Raw genomic sequence first — 12824 nt, 5'->3', positions numbered from 1 at the left:
ATCGCAAAGGGGATCGCACGATGGATAGACTCACTGCCATGCAGGTGTTTCGCGCCGTGGTAGAGGAGGGCAGTTTTGCGGGCGGAGCTCGTCAGCTGGGGCTATCCAACGGCATGGTCAGCAAGCAGATCTCGCGCCTGGAAGCCGAGCTGGGCGTTCGCCTGCTGATGCGCACCACGCGCAGTCTGCAGCTGACCGCCGAGGGCGAGCATTACCTGGCGGGGGCCTGTCGTGTGCTCAATGACCTTCAGGCGCTGGAAGACAGTCTTGGCGAGCGTCAGGGCGAGGTTCGGGGGCGCTTGAAGATGTCGGCGCCGATGGATTTCAGCATCCAGTGTCTGATGCCGGCCCTGGCGCATTTCCGCCAGACCTACCCCTATGTCGAGCTCGACCTGCGCCTGGAGGATCGCCATGTCGATCTCATGGCCGAGGATTATGATCTGGTGATTCGCGCCGGTGCGCTGTCTGATTCCAGCCTGATCGCGCGCCGGCTGGCGGGTACCCAGGTCGGGGTCTATGCCAGCCCCGGTTACCTGGCCGAGAATGGCACGCCCGAGGTGCCGGAAGACCTCGCCCATCATCGCTGCCTGAATTACACCCAGCAGCGCGAAGGGCCGGTGTGGAGCTTCATGGTCGACGGGCGGCCACGCAAGATCCGCCTCTCGCCGACCTTCAGCTGCGACAGCGGGCGCGGGCTGGTCGAGGCCGCTGCCCAGGGCATCGGCATTACCTGCAAGCCGGATTTCCTGGTGGCCAATGACGTCGCCACTGGCCGCCTGGTGCCGCTGCTTGTCGACTACTGGTGCGCGCCGGTGGATATCCATCTGGTCTATGCCGAGCGCGACATGCAGCCGGCACGCCTGCGGGCATTGATCGAGGTGCTGTGTGAGCACTTCGCCCGGATTGGCCATACGATGATGCCCGACGTGCTCGCCACGTCATCGACAGCCGTTCGCGACACCGCGGCCGTGAATGATGCCGGGCAGCGCGATCCGTCACCGCTCGAGGCTGTGAAGCCGGGTCTGCGGCCGTGATAGACTCCGCGCCCTTGTCCCGTCTGTTCGAGTCGCCCGTCTCCATGATGATTGTCGCCAGCGGTATCTGCCGATGAGTCCTGCCCGCCCAGGCGACATGCCTGCCTCTGATTCCCGTTCTTCTGACCCGGTGCTGGTCTTCGATTCCGGTGTCGGCGGGCTGTCCGTCGCCGCCGAGATCCGCCGTCAGTGGCCGCAGCTGTCGCTGGCCTATGTCTGTGACAACGCCGCGTTGCCCTACGGCACCAAGCCGGATGACTGGTTGATACCGCGCATCGTTCAGGTGTGCGTGGCGGCCGTCGAGGCAAGCGGGGCACTGGCCTTGGTGGTCGCCTGCAATACCGCCAGCACCCTGGCGCTGACGGCGCTGCGCGAAGCGCTGTCGATTCCGGTGATCGGCACCGTGCCCGCCATCAAGCCGGCGGCGGCGTCGGCACGTGCGCGCCAGAGCGCAGCACGTCGTGAGAAGTGCGAGCCGCCGGTCTTCGCGTTGCTGGCGACATCCGCCACGGTGCGTCGCGCCTACACCGAGCAGCTGATTCGTGACTTCGCCGCCGACTGTCGCGTGATTCGCGTCGCCGCCGATCCTCTGGTCGCGGAGGCCGAGCGGCGTCTGCGCGGTGAGCCGGCGCGCCCCGAGGTGGTGGCGGCCAGTCTGGATGATCTGGCGGCGGTCGAGGCGCTGGAAGTGGTGATTCTCGGCTGCACGCATTTCCCGCTGCTCGGCGCCGACATCTCGCAGGTGCTGGGCGAGTCTCGGGTGGCGCTGGTGGATTCCGGCGCGGCAATCGCCCGCCGCGTGGCGGAAGTGCTGGCGCTTGGTGCTGCGGCGCAAACGGCTGATCAGCAACTCGCTCAGGCTGAACAGCAAGCCGCTCAAGCGGTTCAGCCAGCACCGCGTGAGCACATGGCGCTGGCGACGGATGCCCGGCAGCCGGGACTGGCCACGGCGCTGGCCAGTCAGGGTTTCGCCGCGCCGCAGGCGCTGTCGTTCGACGACTGAGGGGCAGGGGCGTTGACTCTCACGGCCCCTTGCACCTGCCTGCTCCCGCCTTGGCCCGCCATTTGGCGCTTGAGCTTCGCGCTGCCGATGGTAGGCTAGCGCGCCCAACCTTTGAATGGACGTGATCGGCATGGTTCACCATGACGTCCCCGCGTCCCTTTGCTCATCGTTTCAGTGCTGCGGTATGCCCGCAGGCAGGAGTCAGTGTGGCCATCGCCGTCGTCGATCCCAGTCAGTATGAACAGCAGCTCGCCGAGAAGGCCGAGCAGACCCGCGCACGTTTCGCTGCCTTCGATGCGCCGGAACTCGAGGTGTTTCCCTCGCCGCCCAGCCATTACCGCATGCGTTGCGAGTTCCGTATCTGGCACGAGGATGATGACCTCTATTACGCGATGTTCGAGGTCGAGTTCGACGACGAGGGCAACAAGAAGAAGACGGTCGTGCGCATGGACGACTTCCCGGTCGCCAGCCAGCGCATCAATGAATTGATGCCGCTGCTGCGTGAGCGCCTCAAGGCAAGCCCGGTGCTGCGCGAGCGTCTGTTCCAGTGCGAGTTCCTCACCACCCTGAGCGGCGAGGCACTGGTCACGCTGATCTACCATCGCAAGCTCGGCGAAGACTGGGAAGCCGAGGCGCGTGCGCTGGAAGAAGAGCTCGACATCATGATCATCGGGCGTTCGCGCAAGCAGCATATCGTGCTGACGCGCGATCACGTCTTCGAGCGTCTCGAGGTCGATGGCCGCGAGTACGTCTATCAGCAGGTCGAGAACAGCTTCACCCAGCCCAATGCCGAGATCTGCCGCTCGATGCTCAGCTGGGCGCGTGACGTGACCCATCCTGACAAGGCGCAGGCGGAAGGCCGTGAGCAGGGCGATCTGGTCGAGCTCTACTGCGGCAACGGCAACTTCACCATCGCGCTGGCCGAGAACTTCCGCCGCGTGCTGGCCACCGAGATCTCACGTACTTCCGTGGCCTCGGCGCAGGTCAACCTGGCGGCCAATAGCATCGACAATGCCCAGGTGGCGCGTATGTCGGCCGAGGACTTCTCGCTGGCGCTGGCGGGCGAGAAGGCGGGCCGTCGTGTCGCGGAGATGGACCTCGACAACCACGACTTCCGCACCGTGCTGGTCGATCCGCCGCGTGCCGGCCTCGATGCCGACAGCTGCGAGCAGACCGCGCGCTACGAGCGCATCGTCTATATCTCCTGCAACCCGCAGACGCTGATCGACAACCTTGAAGTACTGTGTCGCACGCACCGTATCGAACGCTTCGCGCTGTTCGATCAGTTCCCGTATACCGACCACCTCGAGTGCGGTGTCTATCTGGTTCGCAGATAAGCGCATCTTCAAACCGACAGCCGATGTCACGCCCGCATGAGCCAGGCATCGCGCCAATCGTTTGAAAAACCAGAGCCCCGTCGTCATCTACCTGTCAGGTAGGGGACGACGGGGCTTTTTTGCGCACATGACAGTCACTCGAATTAGACTTTCGTTTCATGCGCGGGCCGCCAAGTCAATACCCGATGCACAGATGTAATGCTGCATGACCAATATGGAACAGGCATGGGGCAGAGGCGCAGACTGCGCTAGTCTGTGATGCACTGCATGAGTCTGTGCTGCAACGCCTTTTTGGCCGGCGCAGACTCTCTATGACTATTTTCCCTGATATATCCATCAGGTCAGTCGAGGTGATTGATGCTACACGTGGCGACGGACGGCAAGCAGGAATTTCTTGCGCAGCTCGAAGAGCAGCTGGACAAGCGACTTCCCAAGGACAAGGTGGACGTGATCGCGGCGTTTGCGCGCGACTATCACGCAACGGCCTCCTTCGAGGACATGGCCGAGCGCAAGCTGGATGACCTCTACGGTTCCACCCTGGCCGTATGGCACTTCCTGCAGAGCCTCGAGGCTCCCAAGGTGCGTGCCTACAACCCGGACTTCGAGAAGCATGGCTGGCAGTCGACGCACACCATCATCGAAGTGCTGCACCCGGACATGCCGTTCCTGGTCGATTCCGTGCGTATCGAGCTCAACCGTCGTGGCATCACCGTTCACGCCATCCACAACGCCGTGCTGGCCGTTGCACGTGATGATGCCGGCCAGCTGGAGCGCGTGACGGCACCGCGTGCCGAGAACGCTCCGCAGCACCGCGAGTCGCTGATCTACATCGAGGTCGATCGTCACAACGACGCCGAGACGCTGGAAGACCTCGAGACCAGCCTGCGTGAAGTGCTGGCCGAAGTGCGTGTTGCCGTCGCTGACTTCGACGCCATGCGCAGCCAGGGCGCCCAGGCGCTGCAGGAACTGCGTGACAACCGTCCGCCGACCGTCTCCGAGGCTGACCATCAGGAAGCCTGCGACTTCATGCAGTGGATGGGCAACGACCACTTCACCTTCCTGGGCTATGACGAGTACACCGTCGACGAGCAGGAAGACGGCACCCGCGTGCTGAACAAGGTCGAAGGTTCCGAGCTTGGCGTGCTCAAGCTGGACCTCGAGCGCTATCACGAGCAGTCCCGTCACCAGCAGAGCGTCAACAGCGATCAGTACGTGCTGATCCCGGAGCTGCTGTCCTTCGCCAAGAGTGCCTTCCACGCCCGCGTGCACCGTCCGGCCTACCCGGACTACATCACCGTCGAGCGCTTCGATGAAGAAGGCCGCGTGATCGGCGAGCGCCGCTTCCTGGGGCTCTACACCTCCACGGTGTACAACCAGAGCCCGCGCAACGTGCCGATTCTGCGTCGCAAGGTGCAGGACGTCATGGAAGCCGCCGGCGTCAACCCGAAGGGCCACAACGGCAAGCACCTGCTGCAGATTCTGGAAGTCTATCCGCGCGATGACCTCTTCCAGATCTCCACGGACGAGCTGACCCGTACCGCCACCAGCATCCTCAACATCCGTGAGCGTCGTCGCGTGCGTCTGATCGTGCGTGAAGACCGCTTCGGCAAGTTCTTCTCGGTACTGGTGTTCGTGCCGCGCGACGTCTATTCCACCGACCTGCGTGTGCGCATCCAGAATCTGCTGTGTGAAGAGCTGAATGCCACCTTCGGTGACTTCACGCCGTATCTGTCCGAGTCCGTGCTGACGCGTATCCAGTTCATCCTGCGCTTCAAGGGCGATGAGCCGGGCCAGTACGACATGCGCGCGTTGGAGAACAAGATCGCTCAGCTGGCCCGCAGCTGGCGTGACGAGCTGCACGCCGCCATGGTCGAAGGCTTCGGTGAAGAGCAGGCCAACGAGCTGATGACTCGCTACCGTGATGCCTTCCCGGGCAGCTACCGTGACGACTTCTCGCCGCGCACCGCCGTCTATGACGTGGGCCACCTGCGCGCGCTGGACGAAGGCCAGGCGGTCGGCCTGAGCACCTATCGTCTGGTCGAGGACGACAACTCCGGCGTCAACCTGAAGCTGTTCCACAAGCATCAGCCGATTCCGCTTTCCGACGTGCTGCCGGTGCTGGAAAACCTCGGTCTGCGTGTCATCGGTGAGCGTCCCTACGAGATCACACGCACCGATTCCTCCTGCTGGGTGCACGATTTCGACCTCGAGCATCACGGCAAGGGTGCGGTCGAGCTCTCCGAAGTGCGCGAGAGCTTCATCGAAGCCTTCAAGAAGATCTGGTCCGGCGAAGCCGAATCCGATGCCTTCAACCGCCTGATCATCGGCTCTGGCCTGGACTGGCGTGAAGTGGCGATGCTGCGTGCCTACGCGCGCTACCTGAAGCAGATCCGCTTCGGTCTCTCCCAGGCCTACATCGCCAATGCGCTGGGCAGCCATCCGGACATCACCCGCGAGCTGGTGCAGCTGTTCAATCTGCGCTTCGACCCGCAGGGTCAGGGTGGCGAGGATGACGTCAACGCCTGCCGCGAGCGCATCAATGGTCTGCTCGACCAGGTCTCCAGCCTGAACGACGACCGGCTGCTGCGTCGCTACGTCGACCTGATGATGGCGACGCTGCGCACCAACTTCTTCCAGCCGGCAGAAGATGGCCAGGCCAAGGACTACATCAGCTTCAAGCTCGACACGCGCAGCATTCCTGACGTGCCGAAGCCGCGCCCGATGTTCGAGATCTTCGTCTACTCGCCGCGCGTCGAAGGTGTTCACCTGCGTGGCGGCAAGGTCGCCCGTGGTGGTCTGCGCTGGTCCGACCGTCATGAAGATTTCCGCACCGAGGTGCTGGGTCTGGTCAAGGCACAGCAGGTCAAGAACGCGGTCATCGTGCCGGTCGGCGCCAAGGGCGGTTTCGTCTGCAAGCGCATGCCGGAAACCACTGATCGCGACGTGATCCAGAAGGAAGGTATCGCCTGCTACCAGATCTTCATCCGCGCACTGCTCGACATCACCGACAACCTGTCCGGTGGTGACGTGGTGGCCCCGACGGCCGTCGTGCGTTACGACGAAGACGACCCCTACATGGTCGTCGCGGCCGACAAGGGCACCGCGACCTTCTCCGATATCGCCAACGCCATCTCCAACGAGTACGGCTTCTGGCTGGGCGATGCCTTCGCCTCCGGTGGCGCCAACGGTTACGACCACAAGGGCATGGGCATCACCGCCAAGGGCGCCTGGGTCAGCGTGCAGCGTCACTTCCGCGAGATGGGCATCAACATCCAGGAAGACGAGTTCAGCGTGGTGGGTATCGGTGACATGGCCGGTGACGTCTTCGGCAACGGCATGCTGCTGTCCGAGAAGATCCGCCTGGTCGGTGCCTTCAACCACCGCAACATCTTCGTCGATCCGAATCCGGACACCGCGAAGAGCTTCGCCGAGCGCGAGCGTCTGTTCCGTCTGCCGCGTTCCAGCTGGGACGACTACGACAAGAGCCTGATCAGCGAAGGCGGCGGTCTGTTCTCGCGTGATGCCAAGACCATCGCCATCAGCCCGCAGATGAAGGAAGTCTTCGACATCAGTGCCGACCATCTGGCGCCCAACGAGCTGATCAACGCGATGCTCAAGGCGCAGGTCGACCTGATCTGGAACGGCGGTATCGGAACCTACGTCAAGGCGTCCAGCGAGTCCCACGCCGATGTCGGCGACAAGGCCAACGATGGCCTGCGTATCGACGGCCGTGAGCTGCGCTGCAAGGTGGTGGGCGAAGGCGGCAACCTGGGTCTGACCCAGCGTGGCCGCATGGAAGCCGCGGCCCAGCAGGGCGTGCGCGTCAACACCGACTTCATCGACAATGCCGGTGGCGTGAACTGCTCGGATCACGAGGTCAACATCAAGATCCTGCTGGACGACATCGTCGCCCGCGGTGACCTGACCGACAAGCAGCGCAACCAGCAGCTGGCCGAGATGACCGACGAAGTCGGCGAGCTGGTGATCAAGGACAACTATCGCCAGACCCAGGCGCTGTCGCTCTCCGAGCAGCAGTCCAAGGAAGGCATGGGCGTCTTCCGTCGCTTCATCAATGAGCTGGAAGCGGCCGGCACCCTGGATCGTGAACTCGAGTTCCTGCCGTCCGATGAAGCGCTGATCGAGCGTTCCAACGCCGGTGAAGCCCTGACCCTGCCGGAACTGTCCGTGCTGGTCTCCTACGCCAAGAGCGACCTCAAGACCAGCTTGATAGCCTCTGACGTGCCGGATGACAGCTACGTGCAGCAGCACCTCGAGCGCGCCTTCCCGCGCGTGCTGATGGAGCGCTTCCCGGAAGAGATGTACCAGCACCGTCTGAAGCGTGAAATCGCCGCGACCCAGATCGCCAATGACCTGGTCGACCACATGGGCATCGCCTTCGTGCGTCGCCTGGAAGACACCACCGGTGCCGACAAGGCGGAAATCGCGCGTGCCTACATCGTGGCGCGTGACAGCTTCAATCTGGAAGCGCTGTGGACCCAGATCGAGGCCCTCGATCACCAGGTGCCGGCAGAACTGCAGTACCGCATGATGGGTGACCTGATGCGTCTGATGCGTCGTGCCACTCGCTGGTTCCTGCGTCAGCGCAGCTCCATGGGCGTCAAGGAATGCATCAGCCACTTCGCCCCGCGTCTGGCCCAGCTCTCCGAAAGCATCGGTGAGCGTCTCAAGGGCGAAGCCCGCGAGAACTGGGAAGCGCGTCGCGACAGCTATGTCGAGGCAGGCGTGCCGGAGGCCCTGGCCAGCACCATCGCCGCGACCTCAAGCCTCTATGCAGGGCTTGGCATCATCGAGGCGGCCAAGGCGACCGGCGAGAAGATCAATCGCGTGGCAGAAGCCTTCTACGGCATCGGCCATCGTCTGGAGCTGCCGTGGGTCGGTGACAAGATCAACGGCCTTGAGGTGCAGGACAGCTGGCAGGCGCAGGCACGTGAAAGCTTCCGCGATGATCTCGATCGTCAGCAGCTGGCACTGACCGTCAGCGTGCTCAAGCAGGACAATGCACCGCGCGAGATCGATGAGCGTGTCGACAGCTGGATGGCCAGCCACGAGAGTCTGGTCAGCCGCTGGTGCTCACTGCTCGGCGAGATGAAGGGCGGTGCTCAGCTGAGCTTCCCGCTGTTCGCGGTCGCCCTGCGCGAGCTGGTCGATCTGGCTGAGTCCAAGCGCGAAGCCTGATGCTTTCGGCCTCGGAGGCAGCAAGAGGCTGACGCAAGTGGCGAGCATCTGATGACTCGCTGATAGAAGCCCTCACCATTGGTGAGGGCTTTTTCATGTCGGGAATGAATAAAAAAGTGATAGCTGAAGCCTGCGGTAAGGTAACTGTCGTCAGCTGTCTGGTATGCTGAATGGCGACCAGTGCAGAGACTGATACAGGCCCTGATGGTTGCATCCTTTTCTGCAGACCCTGTTTTCAGTCCTTGATTTTCAGACCCTCATTTCAAGTCTCGGAGTCGCTGCGGCGCTCGCTGGAGGCTTCTGTTTTCAAAGCATCAGTACAACAAGGCAGAGACACCATGTCACATCGTGCATTACCCCTCGCCTGCGCCCTCGCGCTCGGCCTGTCCACTCTGGCATCCCAGGCCGTGCTGGCCGATGGCAGCCCCGCTCAGCAGCGTGCAGAAGAAGCGGCAGGCAAGCTGGACATCTCCAAGTTCCTCAAGCCGCGCAGTGATGCCCACAGCCAGAACTTCCTGTTCGGCGGCACCAGCGTGCACCAGTTCACCATCAAGGAAGCCGGACGCTACGAAATCGATGGCGTCGCCAGTTTCGATGTGACCGACCCCTACACCATGAAGGCCACGCTCGAGAGTGAGCAGGGTGAGGTCGTGGCCACCGCAGAAGGTGACAGGGCCTCTGATGGTTTGAACATGAATACCGAGCTTGAGCCGGGCGTCTACAAGCTGCGTGTGCGCGCCGACAAGCTGGGGGCTGGCAAGTCGGGCGGCAACACCTATGAAATCAACGTCGCAGGCCTGAGCGAGAGTGGCGAGAAGCTGTCTGCCGAGGAAAGCGGCATCGAGACCGGCAACGGCCTGGTCTTCCTCGACACCGATGGCGATGGCCGTCGCACAGCCTTCGTCGATGCCAACGATGAAGTCGCGACCATCAAGCCGGCCACCGTTGCCGCCGCCGAACAGGCCGCCCGCGAGAAGAAGGCTGCCGAGACAGGCAATGCGGCAGCTGAAGGCGCTTCCGCCACAGGCGCCGCCGCTGCTACTTCGGCAGCCGCGACTGCTGCAGCCGAGACGTCTGCCGCTGCTGCCACGACCGCTGCTGCCACGGGCAGTGCAGCCGTGACGGAAACCGAGGCCGAAGCGGAGCCGGATCGTCGTTTCGACGAGATCGTCACCGATGTGCGCATTCTCGAGAAGGGCGAGGTCATGACCTTTGATGTCGCGGACCGCGGCACCGTGACCATCGACAGCGAGACCTTCCCGGGCAGCGAAGGCACCTACAAGCTGCAGATGCGCCTGCTGGACGAGAGTGGCAACACCGTCGCCAGCGACAAGGGCGAAGGCTTCCAGGGCGACTTCCACCTCAAGACCGTGCTGGAACCGGGGCGTTACACCGTCTGGGTCAGCGGTCAGAAGTTCGGCTCCTCCATGCAGGGCGTCAACAACTACACCGTACGCGTGCAGCAGCTCGACGTGAAATGATCTGCATGGCATGACCCCGACACCGTCGGGCGTGACACAAGGGCGGCCCAGCGGGTCGCCCTTTTTTGTTGCCCTGAGCATGAGCAATGGTGACGGCCTTGGCGTGAGCGATTTTCTCGACAGCAGCGCGAGCGTGCCGGCGCGCAGTGTCTGTCCCCGCGGGCTTCGGGTATACTTCGCGCCCAGCTATGCTGTCGTCACGACCCTGCCGCCCGCTGTCTGGAGATCATCATGTACTCGTTTGCTCGCTCGCTTCTCTTCAAGCTCGACCCGGAAACAGCTCATGGTGTGACGCTGAGTGCGCTGGACATGGCACATCGCCTCGGCATGGCGCGCGGTCTGGGCGGTGAAGCGCCGCGTGATCCGGTCTCGCTGATGGGACTCGAGTTCCCCAATCGCGTTGGCCTGGCGGCAGGTCTCGACAAGAATGCCGATCACCTCGATGCGCTTGCGGCTCTGGGCTTCGGCTTCGTGGAGGTCGGCACGGTGACGCCGAAAGGGCAGGACGGCAATCCGAAGCCGCGTCTGTTCCGGCTGCCGGAGCATCAGGCGATCATCAACCGCATGGGCTTCAACAATGCCGGGGTCGAGCATCTGGTCGCGAAGGTCAAGGCCAGTCAGGCGCGTGCTGCCTTTGGTGTCGTGTTGGGGATCAACATCGGCAAGAACCTGACCACGGCGGTGGATGATGCGCTGAGCGACTATCTGGTCTGCCTCGATGCCGTGCATGCGCATGCCGACTACATCACCGCCAATATCTCGTCGCCCAATACCCCGGGGCTGCGCAATCTTCAGTTCGGTGATCATCTCAGCCAGCTGCTGGCCGGGCTTCGCCAGCGTTGCGATCAGCTCGATGCCGAGCGTGGCAGGAAGGTGCCGCTGGTAATCAAGATCGCGCCTGACATGGACAACGAGGAAATCCTGTTCGTGGCGCGGGCGTTGGCGGACAACGGCATCGATGGCGTCATCGCCACCAACACCACCATCGAGCGTACGGCGGTCGCGGGTAGCCCGCATGCGCAGGAAGCGGGCGGACTTTCCGGCGCCCCGGTGCGTGAATCGTCGACGCGGGTGATTCGTGGCCTGCGTGAAGCGCTGCCGAACATGCCGATCATCGGTGTGGGCGGTATCACTGATGGCGAGAGTGCGCGTGAGAAGATCGCCGCGGGGGCGGATCTGGTGCAGCTGTATTCCGGACTGATCTACCGTGGCCCGGCATTGGTCGGTGAGTGCGCGCGCGCACTGGAGAAGGCCGATACCCTGATCAAGGTGTGATCCGGCCTGGGCTCCGTCGCAGCGTGATGCTGGCATCCTTCGCTCACGGCGCTTCAAGAGAGGGGCGAGTGGGGAAGGGCAGACACAGAAAAGCCGCCTCCTGACATCAGAAGGCGGCCTCGGTACCGGCGTGAATGATGATATGACAACGGCAGGGAAGTGATGCGTGATCTGCCGTTGTCGTGTTGGCTGCCATGTCCAGCCAGCGTGCACGATGCGAAGCGCTTTTGCCGTCAGAAACGGCGGTTGGGGGTTGGCCCCTTGAGCTCATCGGGTGCGTGGATGGTTGAAGCAGGCCTGGAAAGAACCTGCTGATGCAGTCAAGGTGAACGTTTGCCCGTGTCGTGCTCCGCGCTGGACCGTCGTCCTCGCAGGCCGTCGCCTGCTGCGCCTCCTCTTCTGGAGCCATACCACGATTGAAACGACACGAGCGCCAACATCTCGGCCTTTCAGGAAGTGAAGCGAGTCGGCCCCATTGCCTACTGCGTCTCTTGCCTGTCAGTGCCGCGCGTCATCAAGATAGAAATAAGGCGTTACCTCCCTGGTGATTTGACGTGTCGCTGGGCGACTTCCGTGGGATTTTCCGGGTGATGTCGCTAAACCGACTCACCGTGAACACCTCGAGTCCTCTCTGTACGTGCCAGCCGACCCTGTAACATGTCAGAAGCCGGTGGCGTGATGCCGGAGAATCCGCTTGGGCAGCGCATCAGGCTGCGTCGGCGGGGTGAAAGGCGCCAGGCGCCGTATTGCCAGTGTCATTCCGTGACGTGCCGCTTTCCTGAAATGGGATGACCTCCTGGTCGCGGATGATGAACCTTGGCGTCATGCGGTGCTCAGCTGAGCACCATGGGGTTCTTGTGGATGCCGGAGACGCCGGTCATTCCCGACCATTGGTCCCCGCGGCCTTCACGCCAGCCGCTCATCCAGAATTCACGTAGATTGACATCGATACTGGGACAATCATCACGGGAACGGCCGGTGACACCAGCCTTGTAGCCGTGAACATAGGCACGCTGAAAGCGATCACGTTTCTGTCTCTTCATGGATGACCTCTAAGTGAGAACCCATCGGCATTGTGTGTCAGTGATGGCGAGACGTACCCGGCGAGACCTTGTCTGGCCGCGGTTGTCCTGCCATCGGACATGCCGAGTGAGAGAGTTGGCCGATGCCCTGCCGGGCACTGCCGGCCTCGTGCATCATCACCTCGCGTCGTTGGCCATTCTTGTCGGAAAAGGTCACGAGTGTGAGATGATGGAAGGTCTTGCCTGTATATGCTCGAGCGTGATGGTGAAAAAGCGACTGCCTTGCCGTGCCGGAAGTCCGATCTCCTGAGCGGCACAGATAGGCTGCCCGAATGAGGCTCGTGTCCCTTGATCCTCGATTTCGCATGGCGTGTTACCTTTCCGAATTGCAGCTACACCTATAGTTTTTAGAACACTGCCTCTGGCTTGTCGACAGCCGTATAGGAATATCGCTAGTGCCAGAAGCCAACTCACAG

Annotated in this window: 7 protein-coding genes; 6 read left to right on the top strand and 1 reads right to left on the bottom strand. The window is 62.7% G+C overall.

Annotated elements, in window-relative coordinates; all coding sequences use genetic code 11:
• The first annotated feature begins 20 nt into the window (after positions 1–20).
• From MSG32_RS16625 to MSG32_RS16600, 6 genes are all read left to right on the top strand, one after another.
• Positions 21–1034 carry a LysR family transcriptional regulator gene (locus MSG32_RS16625; RefSeq protein WP_248380824.1) on the top strand — a complete coding sequence of 338 codons (1014 nt, stop codon included), beginning with the start codon at positions 21–23 and terminating at the stop codon, positions 1032–1034.
• Positions 1035–1107: 73 nt separating this feature from the next.
• A complete protein-coding gene (murI, locus tag MSG32_RS16620; RefSeq protein ID WP_248380822.1) occupies positions 1108–2037 on the top strand; it encodes a glutamate racemase in 930 nt (309 codons plus the stop codon).
• Between the two features lie 206 nt (positions 2038–2243).
• On the top strand, positions 2244–3374 hold the full coding sequence (gene trmA, locus MSG32_RS16615; protein WP_248380820.1) for a tRNA (uridine(54)-C5)-methyltransferase TrmA: 1131 nt from the start codon (positions 2244–2246) through the stop codon (positions 3372–3374).
• Between the two features lie 357 nt (positions 3375–3731).
• A complete protein-coding gene (locus MSG32_RS16610; protein WP_248380817.1) occupies positions 3732–8570 on the top strand; it encodes an NAD-glutamate dehydrogenase in 4839 nt (1612 codons plus the stop codon).
• Between the two features lie 338 nt (positions 8571–8908).
• Positions 8909–10051, top strand: coding sequence for a hypothetical protein (locus tag MSG32_RS16605; RefSeq protein ID WP_248380814.1), 1143 nt, complete (start codon positions 8909–8911; stop codon positions 10049–10051).
• Positions 10052–10282: 231 nt separating this feature from the next.
• Positions 10283–11326 carry a quinone-dependent dihydroorotate dehydrogenase gene (locus MSG32_RS16600; RefSeq protein WP_043334309.1) on the top strand — a complete coding sequence of 348 codons (1044 nt, stop codon included), beginning with the start codon at positions 10283–10285 and terminating at the stop codon, positions 11324–11326.
• A gap of 833 nt (positions 11327–12159) precedes the next feature.
• Here the strand turns inward: MSG32_RS16600 and rmf are convergent.
• Entirely contained in the window at positions 12160–12369 is a 210-nt protein-coding gene (rmf, locus tag MSG32_RS16595) for a ribosome modulation factor (protein ID WP_043334308.1), read from the bottom strand.
• Positions 12370–12824: the final 455 nt, after the last annotated feature.

It is taken from the genome of Cobetia sp. 1CM21F, assembly GCF_023161745.1.
Taxonomy (GTDB): Bacteria; Pseudomonadota; Gammaproteobacteria; order Pseudomonadales; family Halomonadaceae; genus Cobetia; species Cobetia amphilecti.
This window is presented reverse-complemented; position numbering and strand designations above follow the sequence as displayed.